Raw genomic sequence first — 24,672 nt, 5'->3', positions numbered from 1 at the left:
CCGATGAAAACGCTTTATCTTTTTTGTGGAATTATCGCGTTATTGGTTTTAGCGGTATTAAGCTTGTTTATTGGAGCGGGTGACGTGTCACCCGTTTCGCTTTTCACCGACCCAGAGATGCAAGACATCTTTTTTATTAGCCGAATTCCCCGAACCGTCTCTTTGATTTTAGCAGGTAGCGCCATGAGCGTTGCTGGGCTAATCATGCAATTATTAACACAAAACCGCTTTGTTGAACCTTCTCTTGCAGGGACAACCCAGTCAGCCAGTTTAGGTTTATTGGTCGTTATGGTGCTTTTCCCTGCAGCAAGTATTATGACTAAGATGGTGGTCGCTAGCGGTTTTGCGCTTCTTGGCACCATGTTGTTTATGGTGCTATTGCGTCGTGTCATTTTAAAATCCGCCCTGATAGTCCCACTGGTAGGGATTATGTTGGGTGCAGTGATTAGCGCATTGACCATTTTTACTGCTTATTATTTCGACTTATTACAATCACTTGGTGCATGGATGAGCGGTGACTTTTCTAGCATCATTCAAGGCCGATATGAACTATTGTGGTTAGTAGGAATATTAACGTTAATTGCTTGCTGGATTGCCGATAGCTTTACGGTTGCCGGTATGGGGCGTGAATTTTCAATTAATGTTGGCCTAAATTATCGCAAAGTAATGACCATCGGTTTATCGATTATCGCTTTAATTAGCGGCGTAGTGGTCGTGGTGGTCGGGGCGTTACCTTTCCTAGGCTTAATTATTCCAAACCTCGTGAGCTTAGTGATGGGGGATAACATACGTAAAACCATCCCTTGGATTTGTATTGCTGGTGGTGGTTTAGTTTTACTGTGTGACATTATTGGGCGTTTAATTCGCTATCCATTTGAAATCCCTGCAAGTGTGATTTTAGGTGTTGTTGGCGCGGTGATTTTTTTATATTTATTGTTGAAGCAACAACGTTATGCAAAAAGTTAATACATCAATAGCGTTACCGAAGAAAAGGGTAACGCCGTTGCAAAGAATATGGATACTACTGGCTTTGTCATTGTTATCCATTATTCTTTATATGACGGTCAATTTGGGCAGTAACCTTGCCTATATTTTGCCGCATCGAGGCTATATTGTTCTCACGATGATCGTGGTGGCTTTCGCTGCTGGGGTTTCAACAGTTCTCTTTCAAACCATTGCTAATAATAAGATACTGACCCCATCTATCATGGGGTTAGAAGCATTATTTATATTATTACAAACCATTTTTGTCTTCTATACCGATAGCTTTCCATCCTCTTGGTTATTGAATATTGGTAAATTTTTATTAGAGTCCACATTACTTGTGTTGTTCTCTGTTCTGCTTTATCGCTGGTTATTTGTGTCAGTTAAAATGAATATCAACCTAGTATTGATGGTAGGTATCATTCTTGGCACATTATTTCGCAGTGTAGCGACATTACTACAGCGTTTAATGGACCCCAATGAATTTTCCATTTTACAAAGCCGGATGTTTGCCACCTTTACGAAGGGGACGCCTGAGCTGATTGTATTCACACTGCTGATTACAGCGGTGGTAGGGGTTTTGTTGTGGCGCATGCGCTATTGTTTTGATGTTATCGCGTTAGGGCAAGCCAATGCGGTGAACTTAGGGATTAATTATCGCCAGCAAGTCACGGTTATTTTGTTACTTATTTCAATCTTGGTTGCTGTTTCTACAGCACTGGTTGGCCCTTTAACATTCTTAGGCTTGATGGTCGCGAACTTAGCTTATTTAGTGGCTGGCAGTAGCCAACACCGCTATTTGCTCCCCGTTTCCTTTCTACTTGGTGTCATTGCGCTGATTGGTGGCCAGTTGATTCTTGAGTACGGTTTAAATATGGCGGGAACATTATCAGTCGTTATCGAATTTGTCGGCGGAATTTTCTTTATTTATATGGTGTTAAGAAGGTTTTAGTATGATTGAAATTAGTCAGATATCGAAAAGTTATCAAGATACTAAAGTCTTAGATAACGTGACAACAACAATTAAAAATAGCGGTATTACCTCAATCATCGGGCCTAATGGTGCAGGTAAATCAACACTGCTGTCGATTATTGGGCGTTTGTTACAGCCCGATGATGGCGGTTATGTCAAAGTGAATGAGCTTGATGTTTCAACAACACCCAGTGATAAATTAGCAAAATGCTTATCGGTTTTGCGCCAAGAGAACCAATTTGCGAGTCGATTAACCGTCGAGGAGCTGGTTGGCTTTGGGCGTTATCCGTACACGAAAGGCCGTTTAACTATTGATGATAAAAAGAAAATTGATGAGTCACTCTCTTTTCTCAATTTGTCAGATTTGCGCCACCGCTATTTAGATGAGTTATCGGGTGGCCAGCGCCAACGAGCTTATGTTGCAATGGTTTTATGCCAAGATACAGAATATGTTTTACTGGATGAACCACTCAATAATCTCGATATGAAGCATGCGGTGATTATGATGAAGTTATTACGTAAAGCGGCTGATGAACTAGGGAAAACCATTATCCTAGTGATCCACGATATAAACTTCGCTTCTGTTTATTCAGATTACATTGTTGCACTGAGAAACGGGCGTCTGTCTTATCATGGCAAACCAGAAGACATCATGAAATCTGAAATTATTGAGGATATTTTTGATACGCCAGTGGATATTAAGCGGGTGGATGATCAGTATATTGCTCTCTACTACTAAATTTGCGTCATCTTTCGCACTGTAGTTGTGTTGGCTACGTTTAGCTACTCCGGGTCACATACTTTTGTATGTTCCCAATTTTCGTCATCCTTCGAGCTGTAGCGGTGTTGGCTACGTTCAGCTACTCGGGTCACATACCTTTGTATGCTCCCCGAGATATCTTCTCTTGCCGCCTTGCTGCCGTTCGAATGGTTTAGAAAATTAAATTTTCGTCATCCTTCGAGCTGTAGCGGTGTTGGCTACGTTCAGCTACTCGGGTCACATACCTTTGTATGCTCCCCGAGATATCTTCTCTTGCCGCCTTGCTACAGTTCGAATGATTTAGAAAATTATCGTGAATTAGAATATTTTTCTTGAGAAGAAAATAAAAAAACAAAATATTTATGGTGAAATTTCAATATCTTCATCGGTTGTCAGTAAATCTAGTGACTGCAACACTTCTAAGCGTTTAATTCCATCGGCATTCACCACTAAACGAGCTAGCTCATTATAAGTTTTTTTGTTAATTGTGACGCGACGGCAAAGGTAAATGTGATACACCTTTTCACCAATAATCGCAGGCTCATCATCATTCACAGTGAGTTCTTCATAGCTAATATCAATATATTTTAGGAAATCCGAAATATTAAAACGCGTAATATCTGCGATTGATGATTGGTTTTTTTCAAACACGGATTGGCGGTTATGTAGCAATACATCTTTGCGGTAATACAGAATATCTTCCATTCGCTGGACGTTAACTAAATTGACCCAATGCGATTTTTGCCGCATTTCACGGATATCTGGGGAAAGCATATTTTCATTAATAAAACGAAAAGACTCTTTACAAATACCGACTGGTGCTTTCACTCCTTCGCGGTAAATACGTAATTGCCGGTCAGGGATCCATTTTTGAAATAAGCGATACAGCTGCTCTCGACCTACTTCTTTCAGCCTATCTTTGAAGATATAGCCGATGACCATAGCCAAAAATAAGTTGGCACTTAAAGCCCCATATTTTCCTTGCCAGAAAAAGGCGATAACAGTTGCGAAAAGCATTGAAATTGCAGCAGCAATACCATAAATAGAGTGTAATAACAGGGGAAGTCCTCGCTTGTGGCGAATTTCTAAATAGAGATAGCGATTGATATATTTTTTCAATAAATTACGGCGATATGTGACTAATTCAGCATCCGTCTCATCACTAGGAAAACAATCAGGGTATTGTTTCTTTAGGTAACGCATTTCTTGATACCAGAAATGACGTATTTCTTCGCGCAATGGCATTTGCTTATCGGCTAATAAATCACGTAAATAATTCATGGTGTAATACGTCATGAATTCGTCACAATAAGAAAATGCATTGGAATGGATTGCTTCTTCAATTTTGGTTGACTGTGTTGCTAATTCCCGATAAGTACAGAGACATTTTGCGATGTTTGCCATGAACTCAGCTAAGTATTCAGGCGTTTGCCGTTGGGGATTTTGGCTTACCATTTTAACATTCAAACGAACGGTTCTTTTGAAGGTTAAAGCATAGCGCTTTAGCCTATTTTCATACTCGTCTAATGAAGGTAAGTTTTGTGGCGTACATTGTTGTAACCACTGTTTTAGTTCATCTAATGCCCCGTTTTCATCAGTCAGTGATGATAATTTTACGGTCGGTGGGCGCAGCCGAATATAGTTTTTGAGGCTGCGCTGGAGGTTTGATGCTGTGTAGAGGTCTGGGTTAATCTGTAATGATGAAGGCAAAAAGAAAAAGGTCTCTACTTGGTAACGGATCTCTTTAGACTTACGTGGAAACAACACTTTTTGTTTGATTTCAAACTGTTTTTTTCCATGGATCTTGAGAGATTCTTTAATCATATTTTCCTTCACACTGTTCTTTTGGCCAATATTCTATCTTTACCAAAGATAACTATTAAATCCCATGAGTGGCATAATGTAATGTGTCCATAGTATTAGTAGTATCCAGATAAGAATGAGTTGAATCATACCATATTTAAATGAGTCACCGGTTGAATATTGGTCAGTCAAATAACTGATATTAGCAGGCTTAGAGTTAAAATAGAGAACATAAACCTGATTAATCATAAACGCCATTGGTAAACAGAAGCCAACTAAATCCCAGTTATATCGTTGAGCAATGGCAATAATAATAGGGAATAAAATAATTGTACGTGCTGTTTTACTTTCACTAATCAATGTGGTGAGTGCAAATACTGCGCTTAATACAGCGAAAACAAGCAGTTTTCCAGCACCTTGAGGGTCTATGTTCCAATGGTCAAAGGCTTTGTGGACATAAAGGCCGACAATATCCGTCTGGTCCATCATACCGCCTAATACGTAAGCACCAAAACTAAACATTAACATGTGCCATGGAATATCAGCATCATTCCATTTCATGACACCCATTGCTGGCAGCCGTGAAAAAGAGGGCATCAGGACAATACAAGCACCTGCTAATGCGACAACTTCAGCTCGTAAGCCTGTCCATTTACCCGTGGACCATAATAGTAAAACAAGAATAAATACGACCCCTGCTTTAATTTCACTGATTTTGACTTTACCTAATGCATTATATTCCGAGCGTAAGCGGTCCATGCCACCTTCGAGTTTCGGTGTTTTTTCTTCATCTGTAATCCTAAAAATAAACCGAGTCCCAGTCCACCATGCGACTAAACATTGAATGACAGCCAATGGGAATAGTGCAATAAACCAATCTTGATAAGTGACTAATGCACCTGCTTTTTCTAGCATTGCTGCCGCTAATAAATTGGCCGCAGAACCTGTTAAGAATGCGCTAGCGGAGACATTATTCGCCAGTAAGTTAAGGAGCACCATATTACGGCCAACATTGTTACGCTGAGCACCACCAGTGGCACCGTAGATAGCCGAAATCACCATAAATAATGGCAGCAGTAGTGCCGTTTTTGCCGAGGTTGCACTAATAAATGCACCAAAAATCAAGTTTAATGCCACAAAGCATAGGAATAACATGGTTAAATGATTTTTAGTTTTGAGTACTAGCATGAGTGAAATACGTTTTGCCAAACCTGTCGTAACTAATGCGCTCGCTAGGATAAAGCTGGCAATATTTAGAATCATGACGGGTTCACCCAGCATCGCGAAGGCAGGGCGCATTTTCATCACACCAGTAATGATAACGACAACAACGACAATTAATGACGTGAGATAATTTGGAATAGCTTCAGTGAGCCATAAAATCAGTGAAGCAACAAAAATCCCCATTGCACTATAGCAATGAGCTGCGGGAACTTTTGTTTGTGCTTCAAATACATCGATTGTCCCACACCATTGTAATTCGAAAAATAGAAATGAGAGAATAGCTAAAGGTACACCAATGAGTTTGAGATTTTGCATTAGTGCGCCAGCTTTGATATCACGGAATTTTTCTAATGAATAATTACGCATATCAAGTGGGTCAAAGCTTGGCTTACTATTTGCTGACATACATATCTCCTTTTATTATTATCATTCAAGGGTCGGTGTTATTTGACTCGACCCATATAGATGAACAACGATATGCATTACATAAAAGAGTTACATGCCAACAACACGCTTGGCGGCTTTCAAATAATTTGTATTAGGTAATTTGTTGATACCTAAGGCATTAACGACGGCTTGCATTTTTTCGTAATCTTCACTTTCACAACAAGCGGTTTCCATTAGTGCCCCATTGAACCAAACGCGTGCAAACTCACAAATAATGCCATCGACCATAAAGCCATAGCGTATTTTTTCAACGGTGACTGCATTGAGACAAGGGTGTTGGCGCACAATAGCTTTGAATTCCTCAATTTCATAGCTGTCTTTATCGAGAGGAATATCAACTTCAAGGTGAGATAAAATAATATTTAATTCTTCTTTTTTTACTGGAAATTGGAATTTGCCTCTCGGTTGGAATATTTCATAGCCCTCTTTTGTTTCACCAACTTTAACTTTAATATCTAATAATCCATCACGTACTTTTACATTGGCATCATTCGTTTTTTCAGATAAAAAATAGGTTTCTATTGGCATTTTTCGCGCAGCGTATAAGGTTGCTTTGACATCCCAAATTTTAGTTTCTATTTCGTTAATAAGGTCATGTCCAAATATTCTAAATTCTGCTCTAGGTACTATTTTACTTGCATCTTCTTCTGATATCGCAATATTTTTAGTTAATGTATTCATAAAATTCCCCTTATTTTTTCCATGTGGTATAAGGATTAGCAACAAGATTAGAATTAAAATATTTGGGGTCTGAAGATATTTCGTCGCCTACCCATTCGGGTTTTTTAAAGGATTGGTTTTCATCGCTAAGTTCGACTTCAGCAACAATTAACCCTTCGTTAACACCAAAAAATTCATCTACCTCCCAAATTAAGCCATCGAAGGGGATTTTATAACGTTTCTTGTCGATAATGGGTTGTTCTGCTAATTGCGTCAGCATAGCAACACAATCAGCATGGGGAATTTCATATTCATATTCAGTTCGAGTAATACCGACGGTAATTCCTTTAATTGTTAAGAAGGCTTTATCATCGATAGTTCTTATTCTAACGGTACGTTCTTTCTGGCTATTTAAATAACCTTGGGTGTAACGAACACCATTGGCTAATTCTCTCCATGAATCACCCGATACTAAAAATTTACGTTCAATTTCTTTAGCCATTATGATTACTCCTGAGAAGAACAAAGTGGTTAATTTTTATTATTAACCATGCATTTTATTTAAAACCATCTTTGCACATTCATAGAGGAACCAAAAATCAGCAAGTTGTATGCGTAATATAAGTAAATATTATAGTTGCTTATCTGTTGTATAATTGATGCGATTTAGATATTTTCGGTATGAATAAGTTGCGCTATATCACTATTTAATGATATTTCGTCAGATATTTCGCGTAATAGCATAATAAATTGAAAAGCAGCTGCGGAAAGCGAACGATTAGTTTGATAAGTTAAATAATAATCTGCATCAACATCAAAGGCATTAATTTGTAGCTGGATCAATTTTCCAACACTAATATCATCGATAACACTTAAATAAGGCAACGCGGTAATCCCAAAACCACTTGCGACTAATCTTTTTGTCGCCTCTAAATTAGTGACAGTAATAATAGGGGGAGGGGAATCATGGAGTGCAATATGTGCTTTTAGCCAATCTTCAATTTTAGCACGAGTGCGTGTTCCCTTTTCCCTCATCACGAGAGAAGCGTTTGTGAACTCTTCTATTGTTAATGGACGCTGAAGTTGTAGAAGTGGAGAATTGGGACCGACAACGGCGATATAGGGCTCCCGGTGTAAGAATACTTGGTTTACATTCGGTACAATAGGGACTCGGCCTGCTAAACCAATTTCTGCCTCTTGTTCTGCTACCCAATCCATCACTTGCTGTGAATTGCCAATTTTTATTTTTATATGAATCAGCGGATAGCGAGTATTAAATTGTTTTAGGATATCTGGCAAATAATAACTGCCCATAACAGCAGTTGCTGCAATTGTTAGCGTTCCAGTTTGTAATAAATTTAAATCTTGAAAGACATGCTCTATCTCATCAAATAATGAAAATAATCTTTTGGTATAGCTATAGAGTACTTTTCCTTCACTGGTTAAGGTGATTTTTTTTCGGGAACGATCAAATAAAGCAACCCGTAGAGAATTTTCTAAACCTTGGATTTGTTGGCTAACAGCTGGTTGGCTCAAAAATAAAATATGTGCTGCTTGAGTAAAGCTACCACTTTTAGCCACGTAATGAAAAGTTTTAAGATGGTCTAAATTCATTCGACTGACAGTATTGTGAGTCATTTTTGTTTACCCGCGATGTCATATTTTTCAGCCCTGATCCGTTCTTTGAAATTATAAGTAGGTGTGAAACGGTTGCACAGAAAAGGAGTGATAATTTGTGACCGCACAGAGGATAGGGGGATAAATAATAGCGGTAGCGTGAAGTAATGTATCAAAAAAAGAATGGAATAGGGTTATTAGGGGGAAATATAATGGGGCATAATGATTATGCCCCATTATTGATTATTCTTCGTTAGAAGAACTTATTTTTTTGCAGCAGGGCGTACCGCTGTCACTTCGATTTCTACTCTCCAAGCTGGGTTAGCCAGTTTAGCGACTTGGAAGGTAGAACGAGCTGGCAGATTAGTAATTTTCTCAGACTCATAGAACTTGTTGTAACCAGCCATAAAGCCAGCGAAGTCCATAGTACCTTGAGTTTCTTCACCACCAACTAAGAATACTTGCATTTTAACAACGTCATTCATCGTCAAGCCCATACCTTCGAGGTTAGCTTGGATTTGTTTTAATACGTTGATTGTTTGTGCTTCGGTATTACCATAAGACTCTAAAACGCCTTCTTTTGCGTCAGCAGAGATTTTAGAAGGAACTTTTCCGCTTAGGAAAATGAGGTTGCCCGCGTTGATTTCTACTGATTCAGAGATAGGGAATCCTTTCACTGGAACGCGTTTAACATCATCGGCTGCATTCGCACTTGCTACACCTAAAATCAAAGGCAGAGAAAGCAATAAAGTTTTATAGCGCATGTAAACTCCTTAACATTATCAAAGTAAATAGGATCTATTAGTTTTATCAAAAATTAAACTTTCATGTAACTTTAAACTATTCGCTAATAGATCCACAGTAAAAATCGCTTTTTTTCCTGTTTTTTAGCTAAAACGGGAAAGTTTATACGGCGTAGGATCAATAAATGGTGTTTCGCCCATTAACAATTCTGCCGTTAATCGACCAGATGCAGGGCTTTCCGTCATACCCCAGCCTGTGGCGGTGTTGATGACTAGTCCTGGATACTGCTCGATTGTTGAAATAATTGGAATTTCATCATCCGTTGGTGCAACGGTACCACCCCAACGTTCAACCACTTTAGACTCTTTAAATACTGGGAATTCTTTTCTCAGTCTTTCCAGAACGCCATCTAAGTGTTCGTTGTTTGGTGTATTAGTTGCGGTACGGAACTCTTCAAAAGGTGTTTTCTCGTCTAAGTTCCAAGACGTTGCCATCATGAAGGAGTTGAATAAATCTTTACCAAGAGAGAACTCTAATGGTAATTCCCCGCCGCCTAATACGTGTAGGAATCTTGGTCCTAACAGGAAGCTGTCTTTTACGATAGAGCTAGTAAAGATACGTGGCGCAACGGCGTAGGTACCATCAGCTTGTTCACGGAAGTGAATACCGTTAGGTAAGTGGACGTTACCTTTTGGTGCGCCTGGTACGCCAGTAATACGCTGTTGTGATAGGTAAACGTTCAGTGTTGGAGCATCAATGCCTAAGTTACCCATGAACAGACGCGACCAAATACCGCCCGTCAGAACAACACGAGAAGTTTTGATTGCACCTTTTTCTGTGACAACATCAGAAATTTTGCCGCCCGCCGTTTCAATACCACGTACTGCGCAATTGGTGTAGATGCGAATACCGATTGATTTTGCGTAGTTTGCCATGGTTGGTGTGACAACTTCAGGGTCAAGGCTACCTGAGTCTTCTTCAAATCCACCGATTTTCCATGGAGTTTGTGCATCAACCAGACGATTCGCCAGTTCAGTTCCTTCAATCATACGGGTACGTAAAGGTGTATCGAAACCTGGATTTTCAGATGCAGATTTAATCCACGCTCTTGAAATTTCTAAATCTTCTTCGCTTGAAGGTACTTCAACACGGCCTTGAACACGGTAGCTGGTATCAGCACCGATTTTTTCGTTCATGCCAAGCCATTGAATTTTTCCGTAATGGTGTAAAGGGAAAATAGCTGGGGAAGTCTTATAACTGATAATTTGGCTATATGCACGGCCTGATTGCTCACCACCGACAACACCTTTTTCACAGATAACAACATTAAGACCTTTTTCAGCAAGGTTAATTGCAGTCATGATCCCTTGAAGGCCGGCACCGATGATGACTGCATCTGCAGACTCTGGTAATTTGCCTTCTGTGCCAGCAACAGCTGGTACACGTGATTTAGTCGATTCAAAACGACCTTCACGATTGATCATAGGAACAACCGCAGCACCCCCTGCTAAAACACCAGCAGCACCAACCCCTAATAATAGCTTTCTTCTCGAGATTTTCATCTATAACCTCAATAACAATCTTGTTTTTTATATAGTAAATAATTTCAAATTGAGATTATGATCTTATCATATATTTCATAATTATTAAGTATGGGTAGCATTTGTTAATAAAGTTGGGTGAATGATTCGCGAAAGTAAATTGATATTGTCAGTGTTGTAAAGGGTTTGTCGGAGATTATGCTGTTTTTCTAATTTGTGATTTATTATTTTTTATAACTAACTGTCATGAAAAGTGTACGGGTGTAAATATAAATATTTCGCTTAAATAGTGTTATAAAGAGTGAAACCAAAATAAGGGATGAATATTTCATCACAGAAGAAAGTGCTGAATATCCCTTAAATGCTAAAGGGGGGGGTGAATATAAAAAATATGTTTTAAATGAAATAAATGAGTTATTTTTTGTTCGTTTGATTATTAATTATACGTAGAGTCAGAGCAATATAATTCATATTGATTTAAAAATACTCACTTATTTGTATGTATTTTATACATCTAGGTGGTGTTTTTTAATTTATTGATAATTATGATTATTTTGTTTTCATCTATTTTTTAGCGTAGTAACTGAGTGAGGGTAATAACCTAATTGTTATTAAGGTTAATAATCTTGATAAATTAACAAAGTGCATTTGTAGATTACGAAAAACCAGTCACTTTGATTACTTTGAGTATTATAGCTAAATAATTAGAGACTTTGGTTTCCACTACTGTGCAGCAAATGATTAAGATGCTGCAAGATAGAAATCAATTATTAAGAATATATTATAAAATAGTTTTTTGGGATGAATGAAAGAATTAAGAATAATAAAAAAATACATAATTATTCATTGAGTTAATAATAAAATGATTTATTAACCATTTTGTTTCAGGGTGTATATCATTAAATTATTTTACATTATTAGTCGATACACACCTAAATAGCATCAATTACGAGTGATATATTCATTTCCTGTAGGAATTTGTGCAAAAAAATCAGCATAATCTTCGGAACGAACCTGTTGAAGAATGATGGAAAGCGCTGATAGCGGTGCTTCTGACCAGTCACTGCGAATATCGATATCTGGATATTGTCGGTTATTCCATACTTTTAATGCAGCGGAACGGATCCCTCTGTAGTCACCACCTTTATCTGCACCTGCTTGCATGGCGATGAGTAATCGATCAGCCAGAGCTTGATGTGAGTTGTTATGGTAGCTCTGATAAATGGCATTCAGGACTTGCTCTCCAACTAACATATTTCCAGCAATGGCTAAGTTAGGCTCCGATAAACTTCCGCACCAAGGTAAGCAATTTTGGCCGGTCCAATCAGCTGTACCTCCATGATTATCAAGAACAATCAGCTGTCGTTGCTTCCGCTCAATATCTTGCGTTACAAGGTAGTCTAAGCTGTTATTTGCATTATGGCCTTGCTGCAAATATTCAATACCGGTTAAGCCTGCAATTGGGTTTGTCATTGCTTGAGTGGCGATGGCTCCCGTTTGGCTTTTACCGTGTAAGACTAATGCTCCAACCGCAGGACCACCTGTTGCCGTCGCTGCACCTATTTTTCCTGTCAATGGGCAGCGCGCCACAATTGAAAATGTCATTTTGCACCTCATAAATTAGACCTTGATCAAATTTATCATTATAAATTCTTGCTTGAAATATAATTTATCATCATAAATAAAGAAAAAGATAAAATTATTAACAAAATTGACACAAATCACACTTCACAATCATATGGCAATGTCAGTACTCGGGGAGGAGCGAATGAATATGCGTTTATGTAGGTGGATAGCCAGTTTTTGGCTTTTATGCTTTATTTCGCTACCGACATTGGAGGTGAACCACCCGAATGTTTTGTTATTAGGGCAAGTTGCAGAGCCGCAGTCATTAGACCCGCAAGTTGCAACCGCTGCGAATGATTCCCGAATTTTGGTTAACTTGTACGAAGGGTTAGTTCGTAATGCTGATGGCACATTAACGCTTGAACCTGCTTTAGCCCAATCATGGTCTATTAGTGATGATGGCCTCACATACACTTTCCACTTGCGTGAGAATATAAAGTTCCATGATGGCAGCCCCTTCAACGCGGATGCAGTCAAATTCACGTTTGAACGAATGTTGGATAACCAGCACCCGTATTACCATACTGGGCCATTCCCATTATCGTTTTTTTTCTCTGCGATAGACAAGATTACAACCCCGAATGACAAGACTGTGGTTTTTACCTTAAAAGAACCGTTTGCCCCGTTTTTATCAAACTTAGCCACACCCGCAGGGCTGATTGTTTCACCCGCAGCAGTAAAGCAATATGACAAAGACTTTAGTCGCCATCCCAGCGGAACAGGCCCCTTTAAATTTGATGAATGGACGGCAAACCAAAGGGTTGTCATATCCGCTAATGAAGACTATTGGGATGGTAGACCCAGCTTACAACATGTTGTTTTTCGGCCTATTACTGACGCCAATACCCGGGTAGCCGAAATGTTATCAGGGGGGATTGATGCCATGGTTGAAGTCCCTGCTGATAATGTCCCGTTATTTGTTAATGACAACCGCTTCCATGTTTATGAAGCTGTAGGACCTCATGTTTGGTATGCCATGCTTAATGCGTCTCAGCCACCGTTTGATGATGTGCGTGTAAGGCAAGCAGTTAACTACGCGGTAAATAAAGAAAATATTGTGAAATATATTCTTCAGGACTCCGCAGGCGTCGCACAAGGTCCGATTCCATCAGCTTTCGATTGGGCATTTGATGAAGAAACCAACGCTTACCCTTATGACCCTGAAAAAGCTCGCCAATTGATAGCAGAAGCGGGGGCACAAGGGCAAAAAATTATTTTTTATGTCACCGAAGGGGGCTCAGGAATGTTAGACCCGATTCCTATGGCTACTGCTATTCAAGCTGACCTAAAAGCGGTTGGTTTAGCTGTCGAAATTCAAACCTTTGAGTGGAATACCTACTTATCCAAGGTCAATGCAGGCCTCAAACAAGCGCATATGGCCGAAATGGCGTGGATGACGAATGACCCAGATACCTTACCTTTTTTAACCTTGCATAGCGCTTCTTGGCCGGATAAAGGCGGATTTAACTCCGGTTATTACAGTAACAAGCAACTGGATGAATTGTTAGATAAAGCGCGGGTCACAAATAACCTTGAGGAGCGCGCTCAGTTATATCGACAAGTTCAAAAAATTGTTCATCAAGATGCACCTTGGTTGTTTGTGGCGAACTGGAAGCAAAATGCGGTCGCTAATGAGCATGTTAAGCATTTCAAATTGCAGCCTAATTTTAACTTATTACTTAAAGACGTTCGTAAAGATTGATTAATTAATGTGAGTTAGCTATTCAATTAATTATTTGATTTTATGGGGAAAAACTATGTGGTTATACTGTTTGAAACGCATTTTAGCGACCATACCCATACTGATTGGTTTGACGTTAATTGTCTTTTTTATCATGGCAATGATCCCTGGAGAGCCAGCTCAAGCACTGCTTGGCCCTTGGGCGACTCCTGAAAATGTGGCTAGAGTAAAAACAGAGCTTGGGTTGGATAAGCCGTTATATCAGCAATATTTTATTTGGATGAATAATTTGATTTCGGGAGATTTTGGCCGCTCATTTGTCCTTAACCGACCTGTTGTTGATGAGGTTTTAGAGCGATTTTCTGCCACATTAATTTTGGGCGGAAGTGCGCTGTTACTCAGCTCAATTTTAGGGCTATTGGCCGGGGTTCTTTCTGCCATTCGTCAATTTAGTTGGAGTGACCGATTTATTACACTCGCCGTTTTATTGGGTATCTCAATGCCATCTTTTTGGATTGGTTTATTGATGATTATGCTTTTTTCTGTTCAATTACAATGGTTTCCGGCATCTGGAATGTACGATATTTGGCAAGGCGGTGGCCTGAGTGATTTATTGCATCACCTTGTTTTACCTGCTGTGACGCTTTCATTGGTTGCGACAGGGGTGATAGCACGTTTGACGCGCACAGCAATGTTAGAAGTACTGCGACTTGATTTTATTCGCACCGCAAGGGCAAAAGGCTTAAGTGAGCGCAAAGTGATTTTCCGCCATGCATTTCGTATGGCATTAGTTTCCGTCATTCCCGTCATTGGTATCCAAGCGGGCTTTGTTTTTGGTGGGGCGGTATATATTGAAACCGTTTTTCAATGGCCGGGGCTAGGCGCCATGTTGGTGAAGGCTGTGGCAACTCGTGATTTGTTTTTAGTCCAAGGGGGCGTATTGATTGCCGCGGCGTCCTATGTCTTTATCAATTTACTTGCGGATGTTGCGCAAGCCATATTAGACCCGAGGTTGAAATCATGAGCCAATCTGTGACCCCTGTTATTCAGCATCGTCATCGCCAATCGGTCGGCTCGTTACTGCTAGCGAACCGCCTAGCAACTTTGGGGCTATTTACTTTATCTATCATTATGCTCTTGGCATTCTTAGCGCCTTGGCTCCCCCTTGCTAATCCTGATGAAACTGATTTAGTTAATCGGCTACTTCCCGCTTTTTCGTCTGGTCATTTATTAGGTACTGACCATTTAGGGCGAGATATTTTATCTCGATTGCTGTGGGGAACGCGAGTGTCTCTATTAGTCGGTATTTCAGCAACACTAATCGCTGCAATATTCGGCACCCTGATTGGTTTAGTGGCTGGGTATGTCGGCCATCGCACCGATACATTATTGATGCGTTGTATTGATATGCTAATGGCATTTCCATACATTCTATTGGCATTAGCCATTGTCGCGGTACTTGGGCCAGGGTTACTCAATGCGTTATATGCGATCGCATTAGTGAATATTCCCTTTTTTGCTAGGAATATTCGTGGGTTAACAGTGGGTTTACGCGATAGGGATTTTATTCAAGCAGCTAGGTTGTCAGGTAAAAACCATTTACAAGTCCTATTAACAGAAGTGTTACCGAATGTCTTGCCAATCATTGTGGTTACTATGTCAACGACCATCGGTTGGATGATTTTAGAGACGGCAGGTTTGTCATTTTTAGGGCTAGGTACTCAGCCACCTAATGCAGACTTAGGTTCAATGCTAGGACAAGGGCGCGCACAGATGTTTGTCGCTCCTCATGTGGCATTGGTACCCGGTATTATGATCTTTCTTATTGTGATTAGTTTTAACCTGCTAGGGGATGGCGTGCGTGACATTCTTGATCCCCGGTTAAAATCGGGAGCCTTACAGCGATCACAACCAATGACACAAACCGATAGAGTTAATATTCCTGCGAAAACGGGAGGTGAACAAGCGGTATTAGAAGTCAAAGATTTGTCGGTTGCTTTTCGCCAAGGAAATCAATTACGTTTAACTGTAAAAGGGATCAGTTTTACTGTTGGGGCGGGGGAGTGTCTAGGGTTAATTGGGGAAAGCGGCTCGGGTAAGAGTGTCACCGCTTTATCTGTGATGGGGCTGCTCGCATCACCTCCGGCATTGATTACGGCGGGGGGAATTTATGTGGAACACGAAGAAATGCTGTCATTGCCGCTATCTGTTATGCAGCGCCGTCGCGGTGCGAAGGTTTCATATATTTTCCAAGACCCACTGACGACGCTCCATCCCCAGTTTACCATCGGTGTGCAATTACGTGAGGCCATCACCGCTCACCAATCTTTGTCACTCTATGAGGCGAAAAACAAAGCCATTGAATTGTTGGACAGCGTCGGGATCCCAGATGCGCGAGAACGTTTCGATGCCTATCCCCATGAGCTTTCGGGCGGACAGCGCCAGCGGGTAGGGATCGCAATGGCTCTGGCTAATGACCCCGTGTTGATTATTGCTGATGAGCCGACCACCGCATTAGATGTCACAGTACAAGCGCGAATTCTAGAATTACTTGACCAGCTACGCCGTGATCGCGGTGTTGCGCTCTTATTTATTACCCATGATTTTGCGGTCATTAACCAAATTTGCGACCGTGTTGCGGTGATGCAGCAAGGTGAGATAGTCGAAACCGGTGATACGCAAACGGTATTACGGCAGCCTCAGCATCCTTATACACAACGTCTGATCGCCAGTGTACCTAAGTTAGGGGAAGGACGTGGGTTTTTAAAACAAGTCCAACAACTCTATGGTCATCAGCCCGATAGTAATGATTTGACATCGGCACAGGAGGTTTAATGAAAAAAGTGATTGAGGTTAATCAGTTAGTGAAAACCTTCGGGCAGCCAAGAAGCCTATTTCACCCTCGAGGGCGCCAAGTTCATGCATTAAAAAATATTTCTTTATCACTTTATGAAGGTGAAACTCTGTCGGTGGTTGGGGAGAGTGGCTCAGGGAAAAGCACTTTAGCGCGTATTTTAGTTGGCTTGGACCGCGAGACCTCAGGAGATATTACTGTCTTAGGACAAACTCGTGCAGAGTGGCAGCAGCAAGGTTCACGAGCTTTTGGGCAAGCCATTCAGTATGTTTTTCAAGACCCTGTCGCATCTTTGAACCCGCGAAAAACCATTGGAGAAACTTTGTCTGTTCCGTTGAAATATTTAAAACACATGAACTCATCACAAAGAGCGGCTCGGCTGGCGGAATTACTTGAGGCCGTCAATATGCCAATCGATGCTTTAGCTTGTTATCCCCATGAGTTTTCGGGAGGGCAAGCACAGCGGTTAGCCATTGCGAGAGCTTTAGCCGCAGATGCACGAATATTAGTACTAGATGAGCCGGTTAGTGCGTTGGATGTTTCGGTACAAGCGCAAGTTTTGTTGTTACTAGAACAACTTAAACAACAGTTTTCGTTATCCTATTTATTTATTAGTCACGATTTAGCGGTAGTGGAATCAATAGCAGATCGAGTCGCCGTACTCTATTTAGGGGATTTGCTAGAATGTCGAGATACCCGCAGCTTATTTGCCGCACCGGAGCATGAATATACGCGAAATTTATTGGCTAGTGCCCCTCGTATTCGTGTTGATTCAGTCGCTTAGAAACTTATTTAAACCAGTTGAGAACCTAATATGAGCACCAATAAGCCGACAACGATAGAACCAGTACGTATTAAGCGGACTGATGAAATCGTCAATGCAATAAAAGAAACTATCATGGCCGATAACCTCATACCCGGTGACCGTTTGCCACAAGAAAAAGAACTTATTGAACATTACAACGCCAGCAAAAGTACTGTGCGAGAAGCACTGAAATCACTGGAAGTTCAAGGGTTAATTAAAACGAAAACCGGGCCGGGTGGTGGTGCGTTTATTGATTCCATGACTGAATCGCGAGCAATGAGTTTGTTATCGAACTATTTGTTTACGCGGGATATATCAATCAAAGATATTTATACGTTACGTAAATTACTAGAACCGGTGGTTGCGGTTAGTGCGATTGACAACATCGATAATGACGGTATCCAGAAGCTATACGATACCATCGCCATTTATGACCATGAACCCGCAGATGAAAACGAACGCTGGCAGCAACGGATGGCAGAACTGGATTTTCATGCGGTGGTTGCCAGCTATTCCGATAACGTTTTATTAGTGTTTATTTGCCACTTTTTACAGCGTTTACTCAAAGATTTAGCGGTTTGTAAGGACATTTATTTAAAACCTGAGCCCGTCGACAGGCGCCAAGGTATTGAATACCAATATCAATTAATCGAGGCTTTACGCCGTAAAGACGCCGAGAAGGTTCAATCGGTGATGGAAGCACACATGGCCTACGCAGAAAAAGCTATGTTAGCGCTACAAGCCACATTGCAAGAACGTTTTTTAAGTGAAGATAGGTAACGTAATGATAGATAAAGCATATCTGACCTCTGTATTAAAAACATTGTTATGTACGCCTAGCCCGGTTGGGATGACTGAACAAGCCGTTGCGCGGACACATCAATGGTTGACTGAGTTGGGGTTCACGCCGAAATATACACGCCGCGGAGTGCTATATATCACGCTTGGCTCTGAAGAACCTAAACGTGCATTAGCCGCACACCTTGATACGCTTGGGGCGATGGTGACACAACTCAAACCAAATGGGCGCTTGGCACTGCGTAATACAGGCACATGGGCAGCACGCTTTGCGGAAGGTGCAAGGGTGACGGTATTTAGTGACAATCACCAATATCGCGGCACTATTTTGCCATTAAAAGCGTCTGGGCATCGCTTTAATACTGAAGTTGATACTCAAATTGCGGATTGGGATAATTTAGAAATTCGCCTTGATGCCCCTTGTTATAATTTCGCTGATTTACAATCCCATGGCTTAAATGTCGGTGATATTGTTGCGGTTGATGCACAACCCGAATTTATTGATAACGGCTTTATTGTATCGCGTCATTTGGATGATAAGGCTGGATGTGCGGTGATGTTAGCCGCATTAAAATCACTGGTGGATGATGGCGTTGTGCCTGAGGTGCCTTGCCAAATGATGTTCACAATTTCAGAAGAGGTCGGAATTGGCGGTACACACGGTTTTGGTTCGCAAGTTCAAGAATTGTTAGCGATTGATAACTCAGTTTCTGCCCCAGATCAAACCACACGAGATGACGCATTGACTTTAGCCTTTCGTGACAGAACCGGCCCGTTTGATTTGGCAATTACACGACATTTGCTGCAATTATGCCAGCAGTATGATATTCCTCACGTCCGCGATACGTTTAAACATTATCGTTCTGATAGTGCTGCGGCCATTGATGCCGGATGGGATATTCGTGCGGCTTTAGCGTGTTTCGCACTAGACAGCTCCCACGGCTGGGAAAGGACTCATTTGGACTCGTTAGTGGCGCTCGCGACCTTAGTGAGACGTTATATTGAAAGTAATTTAGTGCCATTACCGGGGCAATTATTACAAAGCTAATAAGGTGTGGTTGATACTAAAAAGCCCTCTTCTCATTGAACGCGAAGAGGGCGTTGAATACATTAATTGTTAACTTAGGTTGGCTTGTGATAAATATTTTTGCATCTCATTCACAGGCACCATACCGCCCCCCGTTGCCCATACAAGATGTGTTGCGTTGGCCAGTTTCGTCGGCGTGAGGGATTTGGATTGCAAATAACCCGTGTTTTGCGTGACATGTACGCAGCCAGTCATACCTGCCAAGGCTGACGGTTCTAATTTAATCGACTCAGTTTGGTTGAGTAAACCTAACAGGTTATACATTTCGCTATCGTCAATGGTGTAATAACCATCAATAAGCCGCTCCATTGCACGCCCCACAAAACCGGATGCACGGCCAACTGCCAGCCCGTCTGCGGCGGTAATATTATCAATACCAATTTCTTGGACTGACACACCATCATGTAGGCCAGTATGCACTCCTAGCAGCATACAAGGCGAGTGCGTTGGTTCGGCAAATAAGCAATGGACGGCATCACCAAAGGCCAGTTTTAACCCGAAAGCGACACCACCGGGGCCACCGCCGACACCACAAGGTAAATAGACAAATAGCGGGTGGTCGTTATCCACAGTAATCCCTTGCTCTAAAAATTGTCTTTTTAGACGAAGGCCTGCGACAGCATAGCCGAGAAACAGGGTGGTTGAGTTTTCATCATCAATAAAAAAGCAGTTAGGATCTTTTTCGGCTTCTTTACGGCCTTGCTCAACTGCGATGCTGTAATCTTGCTCATATTCCACCACATTCACACCATGTGAACGCAATTTGTCTTTTTTCCACTGTCTGGCATCAGCGGACATATGCACGCTGACGCTAAAGCCGAGTTTAGCGCTCATAATGCCGATGGACATACCAAGGTTACCGGTTGAACCGACTGCAATACGGTATTGGCTAAAGAATTGGCGAAATTGTTCAGAGAATAAAATTTCGTAATTATCATCTGTCGATAAAATACCGGCGGCTAAGGCAAGTTTTTCCGCATGAGTGAGTACTTCATAGATCCCCCCTCGGGCTTTAATTGACCCCGAAATTGGCAGGTGACTATCTTTTTTCAGTAACATTTTTCCCGCGATTGGCGTTTGATAACGTTTTTCCAGCGCGGCTTGCATGTTTGGAATATCGATAACTTCAGATTCGATAATTCCTTGTGTTGCTTGAGTTTCTGGAAACGCTTTCATCAAATAAGGCGCAAAGCGATTTAAGCGCGCTTCTGCATCTTGCACATCTTCAATGGTTAGCCCGACATAAGGCAAACCCGCTTGTGTCGTCGTGACATTTGGGTTGAACCACGCAATTTGCTTTAAATCGATTAAGTCCTGAACTAAAGGGTAGTCAGCAATTAACTTATCAACATTTATCTGAGTCATAATTACTCTCTTTTAAATCACAAATGAAAGTGCAAAAGTCCCTGCCAGCGCGACGAAAGATGCAATCAACGTGGCGACACTGTAAAAACGGAATGTTTCGGCTAAAGTGGCATTACAGTACTGTTTGACTAACCAGAACAGCGAGTCAGTGACGATAGTGCAACCAATTGCGCCTGAACCAATGGCTAATGTCATGATTTCTGGGCTAATATGCGGGTACATTGGCATTAGCGGAGCCACAATCGCAGTTGCGCCCATCATCGCAACAGTGGCAGAACCGACTGCGGCATGCAGGATGATTGCCACTAGCCAGGCCAGTAAGATTGGGTGCATATCAATACCCGATAGCACCATCGCTAAGGAGTCACTCAGCCCACTGCCTTTTAAGATACCGTTAAATGCCCCTCCCGCACCGATAATCAATAAAATATTAGCGATTGAGCTAAAACTCTCTTCGGTTTTGCTGAGTAATACGCTCATTCCCATATTACGTCGGATCCCTAACATGTAATAAGCGACAAAAGCGGCAATAAACATAGCGGTTATTGGGTTACCAATAAACTGTAAAAAGGTAAATAACTGGTTATCTTTGCTCATGTTTAAATCAGCGGCTGTTTTGATCAACATGAGGATAATTGGCAGTAAAACGGTAAACAGTGTGGCACCGAGAGACGGTAAATCTTTCTCTTCTCGTACTTCGAGGTCAGAGAAGGCTTCTGGCACCGTTTTAAATGGTAAGCGGTCACCTAAGAACTTAAGGAACAGCGGCCCACCCACTAATGACGCGACTAAGCCTACTGCGAGCCCTGCCACAATCACTGTACCAATGTCAGCACCTAATTCATTTGTGACAAAGAGAGCCGCAGGGTGTGGTGGTACAATACAGTGTACCGCCATCAGTGCGGTACATAATGGGATAGCCAGTTTTAATAACGAGGTATTGGTTTTTTTCGCAATAGAAAAAGCTAATGGGATTAGCAGGACAACGCCCACCTCAACAAACAGCGTAATACCGCAGATTAAGCCAATCAGCACCATGGTAACGTCAGGCGTTAACCAACGGCTCTTTTGTAATGTCACCCCAATGCGCTCTGCTGCACCGGAGATTTCCATCATTTTACCGAGTATGGTACCCAAGCCGATAATAGCGGCTAAAAACCCAAGTGTACCCCCAATGCCATTTTCGATGGCGCTGACCATCTCTAATGGGTTCATTTGCATGGAGATACCGACAAAGAAGCTGGCGAGTAAAAGTGCTAAAAAAGGGTGAAACTTAAACTTAATAATTGAAACGATGATTAGTAAAATACTGATAACTAAAGTACCAATCATCCACATTGTAGAGTCCATATCCTACCTCTGATCATCTTGTTGTTGTTCTTCTATTGGATAATAAATATTCAGAGGTGACAAACGATGAAACATGCAGTTTAGATGAACTAAATTAACCCAAGGCTGTGATATTAGTCATGTAAATTGGATTTTAGAGTCTTTGGGACACCTAAATTCATCTTAAAATGGGTATTGTAGGGATTATTAGGCATCATGGTTTTTATTGGGGGCATTGTGTCGGCAAATTTCAATCAATTTGAGCAATCTGGATTTATTCAATGGAATAAACGGCTATCAAGTTATCAACTATCGCGCTTGCATACCTTTGAAGCAGCAGCACGGCATCTTTCTTTTGCCTTAGCGGCGCAGGAACTTTCGTTAACACCAAGTGCAGTTAGTCACCGAATTAACATGTTAGAAGGGGAATTGGGGTTTAAATTATTTGAGCGTTTTCATCGGCGTATTGAGCTAACCTCTGACGGGGAACGAATTTACTGGGCTCTACGTAAAAATTTGGATGATATTAACCAAGAAATCATTGATATCAAAAACCAAGAAATCTCGGGTGAACTGACGGTGTATTCACGGCCATCTATCGCTCAGTGCTGGTTAATCCCCAAAATTGCAGATTTTGCTAATCAATACCCCTCAATTCAGTTGAATCTCTTAACGGGAAACGATGATGTTAATTTTCGTGGGTATGGTATTGATATTGCTATTTATTATGATGATATGACAAGATCTAATCTGTATTGTGAGGATTTGATGACTGAATCTATTGTGCCTGTTTGTAGCCCGCAATACGCGCAGCAATATGATTTACTTAATAATATTCATCAACTAAAAAATTGCACTTTATTACATGACCGTCAGGCATGGAGTAGCAACTCCGATTATGATGAATGGAAAGCGTGGAGTGAGCATTACCAGTTGGCACTGTTTCCACATCGTCGCAACCTGTGCTTTGATCGTTCCGATTTAGCGATTGTTGCCGCAATGAACCATGCCGGTGTGGCAATGGGGCGTAAACAATTGGTTGAAAAACGGCTGAAGCGACAAGAACTGGTGATGCCATTTGGCGATATTTCGCTGAAGTGCCAACAACGCTATTATTTTGCCATGTTGAATGAAAAACGAAACCCAAAGGCAGATATATTTATTCAATGGCTAAAACAGCAAGTTAACGCAATACCGCAAGTAAAATGACACTTATTCGAGTAAGATAACCACTTGGTGATGTTTTTAGAGAATGGAAAAACCGAAAGCTATGGCCCCGAAAACGCAAAAAGTTGCCACGATCAAAGATGTCGCTGCCAAAGCTCAGGCAGGGAAAACCAGTATCTCACGTTATTTGAATGGTGAATTTCATTTGCTTTCAGATAATTTGCGTCAACGTATTGAAAGCGCTATTCGTGAATTAAACTATCGGCCAAACCAAATGGCGCGTAGCTTGAAACATGGGCGGACAGGCTTGATCGGTTTGATTATTGCCGATATCGGTAATCCATTCTCTGTTGAAGTGCTAAAAGGGGTGGAAGCCGAGTCAATCAAACAAGGTTTTATGACCGTCGTTTGCAATGCGGATAACAGCATTGAACGTGAATGCCAATTTATTCAACTGTTAAAAGGTTACCGCGTGGATGGGCTTATCATAAATTCAGCGGGTGTTAACGAACAATTTATTGACGTACTGAAAGAAACCACCCTGCCTTTTGTCTTATTAGATAGAAAAATCGACAATTTTCCCAGCGATATGGTTGGATTAGATAACCCCGCATCCGCACAAATGGCCTTTAATCATCTGGTTGAACAAGGGTTCGAAGCGATTTGCTTCGTTACTGAGCCTATTGTGTATAACAGTGCACGCCAAGAGCGCTTACAGACATTCCAAGCGTTATCGCAGAATCATCAACATATTCAAAGCGAATTTCATGAAGTCACCTTGCCTGATCCGGCAAAATTAGAAGCCATCGTTGCTGATTTTTGTACTGCACATCGTGGTATGCGTAAAGTGATTGTCGCCGCCAATGGCGTACTGACCTTGCAGCTGGCGTATGTCATGAATAAACAAGGGTTACGCTGGGGGACAGATATTGGCTTTTTAAGTTTCGATAACCTCGAATGGGCTGCATTAGCTGGGCAAGGGGTGACCTCGGTGTCTCAACCGACAGCGGAAATGGGGCACAAGGCGGTGGAGTGCTTATTAGAAAAACTGGAAAACCCGGATAAACCTCCAATGCAATACTTATTTAATGGGGAATTGCTGATCCGTAAATCGACGACATTGTAGCTTTTGAACGCTAAATTGTTCGGCTCTTAAGATTTGGTTACCATTTTTCAATTTAGCTTAAGGTGTATTGCAGGTATATTG

Annotated in this window: 21 protein-coding genes; 11 read left to right on the top strand and 10 right to left on the bottom strand. The window is 41.3% G+C overall.

Going from position 1 to position 24,672, the window contains the following annotated elements; all coding sequences use genetic code 11:
* The first annotated feature begins 3 nt into the window (after nt 1-3).
* From P3L37_RS16870 to P3L37_RS16860, 3 genes are read left to right on the top strand one after another with little or no spacing between them, the layout of a single operon-like run.
* Complete coding sequence (locus P3L37_RS16870; protein ID WP_004907840.1) at nt 4-966, top strand: ABC transporter permease; 963 nt, start codon at nt 4-6, stop codon at nt 964-966.
* Nucleotides 953-1,936 carry an iron chelate uptake ABC transporter family permease subunit gene (locus P3L37_RS16865; protein ID WP_109912688.1) on the top strand — a complete coding sequence of 328 codons (984 nt, stop codon included), beginning with the start codon at nt 953-955 and terminating at the stop codon, nt 1,934-1,936. The genes P3L37_RS16870 and P3L37_RS16865 overlap by 14 nt, the downstream gene beginning before the upstream one ends.
* Nucleotide 1,937: 1 nt before the next feature.
* A complete protein-coding gene (locus P3L37_RS16860; protein WP_004907844.1) occupies nt 1,938-2,696 on the top strand; it encodes an ABC transporter ATP-binding protein in 759 nt (252 codons plus the stop codon).
* Nucleotides 2,697-3,077: 381 nt separating this feature from the next.
* Here the strand turns inward: P3L37_RS16860 and P3L37_RS16855 are convergent, their stop codons facing one another.
* The 8 genes from P3L37_RS16855 to P3L37_RS16820 all read right to left on the bottom strand — a co-directional run bounded on the left by P3L37_RS16855 (nt 3,078) and on the right by P3L37_RS16820 (nt 12,358).
* Nucleotides 3,078-4,541, bottom strand: a complete 1,464-nt coding sequence (locus P3L37_RS16855) for a hypothetical protein (protein ID WP_109912687.1) — start codon at nt 4,539-4,541, stop codon at nt 3,078-3,080.
* A 39-nt stretch (nt 4,542-4,580) separates the two neighbouring features.
* Nucleotides 4,581-6,149, bottom strand: coding sequence for an SLC13 family permease (locus P3L37_RS16850; RefSeq protein ID WP_109912686.1), 1,569 nt, complete (start codon nt 6,147-6,149; stop codon nt 4,581-4,583).
* A gap of 90 nt (nt 6,150-6,239) precedes the next feature.
* Nucleotides 6,240-6,872: a hypothetical protein gene (locus P3L37_RS16845; protein ID WP_109912685.1), complete on the bottom strand. Its 633-nt coding sequence runs from the start codon at nt 6,870-6,872 to the stop codon at nt 6,240-6,242.
* 10 nt (nt 6,873-6,882) lie between these two features.
* The gene (locus P3L37_RS16840) at nt 6,883-7,353 is read right to left on the bottom strand and encodes a CYTH domain-containing protein (RefSeq protein WP_109912684.1); all 471 of its coding nucleotides are present in this window, start codon (nt 7,351-7,353) and stop codon (nt 6,883-6,885) included.
* Between the two features lie 164 nt (nt 7,354-7,517).
* Entirely contained in the window at nt 7,518-8,489 is a 972-nt protein-coding gene (locus tag P3L37_RS16835; protein ID WP_109912683.1) for a LysR family transcriptional regulator, read from the bottom strand.
* Nucleotides 8,490-8,731: 242 nt separating this feature from the next.
* Nucleotides 8,732-9,232 (bottom strand): RidA family protein, encoded by a 501-nt coding sequence (locus P3L37_RS16830; RefSeq protein ID WP_004259262.1) that lies wholly within the window; start codon nt 9,230-9,232, stop codon nt 8,732-8,734.
* Between the two features lie 123 nt (nt 9,233-9,355).
* Entirely contained in the window at nt 9,356-10,774 is a 1,419-nt protein-coding gene (locus tag P3L37_RS16825) for an NAD(P)/FAD-dependent oxidoreductase (RefSeq protein ID WP_272667412.1), read from the bottom strand.
* A gap of 921 nt (nt 10,775-11,695) precedes the next feature.
* The gene (locus tag P3L37_RS16820; RefSeq protein ID WP_109912682.1) at nt 11,696-12,358 is read right to left on the bottom strand and encodes a DUF1028 domain-containing protein; all 663 of its coding nucleotides are present in this window, start codon (nt 12,356-12,358) and stop codon (nt 11,696-11,698) included.
* Nucleotides 12,359-12,521: 163 nt separating this feature from the next.
* On the opposite strand from P3L37_RS16820, the gene P3L37_RS16815 reads away from it, so the two are divergent.
* The 6 genes from P3L37_RS16815 to P3L37_RS16790 are packed head-to-tail and all read left to right on the top strand — an operon-like array spanning nt 12,522 to nt 19,565.
* Nucleotides 12,522-14,081: an ABC transporter substrate-binding protein gene (locus P3L37_RS16815; RefSeq protein WP_272667411.1), complete on the top strand. Its 1,560-nt coding sequence runs from the start codon at nt 12,522-12,524 to the stop codon at nt 14,079-14,081.
* Nucleotides 14,082-14,136: 55 nt separating this feature from the next.
* Nucleotides 14,137-15,084 (top strand): ABC transporter permease, encoded by a 948-nt coding sequence (locus P3L37_RS16810; protein WP_004907851.1) that lies wholly within the window; start codon nt 14,137-14,139, stop codon nt 15,082-15,084.
* Nucleotides 15,081-16,895, top strand: a complete 1,815-nt coding sequence (locus tag P3L37_RS16805) for a dipeptide/oligopeptide/nickel ABC transporter permease/ATP-binding protein (RefSeq protein WP_109912680.1) — start codon at nt 15,081-15,083, stop codon at nt 16,893-16,895. Before P3L37_RS16810 ends, P3L37_RS16805 begins: the two co-directional genes overlap by 4 nt.
* On the top strand, nt 16,895-17,698 hold the full coding sequence (locus P3L37_RS16800) for an ABC transporter ATP-binding protein (protein WP_109912679.1): 804 nt from the start codon (nt 16,895-16,897) through the stop codon (nt 17,696-17,698). Before P3L37_RS16805 ends, P3L37_RS16800 begins: the two co-directional genes overlap by 1 nt.
* Before the next feature lie 30 nt (nt 17,699-17,728).
* Complete coding sequence (locus P3L37_RS16795; RefSeq protein ID WP_109912678.1) at nt 17,729-18,499, top strand: FadR/GntR family transcriptional regulator; 771 nt, start codon at nt 17,729-17,731, stop codon at nt 18,497-18,499.
* Between the two features lie 4 nt (nt 18,500-18,503).
* Nucleotides 18,504-19,565: an osmoprotectant NAGGN system M42 family peptidase gene (locus P3L37_RS16790; protein ID WP_109912677.1), complete on the top strand. Its 1,062-nt coding sequence runs from the start codon at nt 18,504-18,506 to the stop codon at nt 19,563-19,565.
* A 69-nt stretch (nt 19,566-19,634) separates the two neighbouring features.
* Here the strand turns inward: P3L37_RS16790 and dsdA are convergent, their stop codons facing one another.
* Nucleotides 19,635-20,969, bottom strand: a complete 1,335-nt coding sequence (gene dsdA / locus P3L37_RS16785) for a D-serine ammonia-lyase (RefSeq protein ID WP_110731637.1) — start codon at nt 20,967-20,969, stop codon at nt 19,635-19,637.
* 12 nt (nt 20,970-20,981) lie between these two features.
* Complete coding sequence (gene dsdX / locus P3L37_RS16780; protein WP_109912675.1) at nt 20,982-22,319, bottom strand: D-serine transporter DsdX; 1,338 nt, start codon at nt 22,317-22,319, stop codon at nt 20,982-20,984.
* A gap of 216 nt (nt 22,320-22,535) precedes the next feature.
* Between dsdX and dsdC the strand changes: the two genes are divergently transcribed.
* Both dsdC and P3L37_RS16770 read left to right on the top strand, forming a co-directional pair.
* Nucleotides 22,536-23,507 carry a DNA-binding transcriptional regulator DsdC gene (gene dsdC / locus P3L37_RS16775; protein WP_051128906.1) on the top strand — a complete coding sequence of 324 codons (972 nt, stop codon included), beginning with the start codon at nt 22,536-22,538 and terminating at the stop codon, nt 23,505-23,507.
* A 43-nt stretch (nt 23,508-23,550) separates the two neighbouring features.
* Nucleotides 23,551-24,591 (top strand): LacI family DNA-binding transcriptional regulator, encoded by a 1,041-nt coding sequence (locus P3L37_RS16770; RefSeq protein WP_109912674.1) that lies wholly within the window; start codon nt 23,551-23,553, stop codon nt 24,589-24,591.
* Nucleotides 24,592-24,672: the final 81 nt, after the last annotated feature.

Origin of the sequence: Providencia sp. PROV114 (assembly GCF_032704305.1) — a bacterium.
GTDB lineage: Bacteria > Pseudomonadota > Gammaproteobacteria > Enterobacterales > Enterobacteriaceae > Providencia > Providencia rettgeri.
The sequence above is the reverse complement of the archived record's forward strand: the minus strand, read 5'-3'. Positions and strand labels throughout refer to the sequence as shown.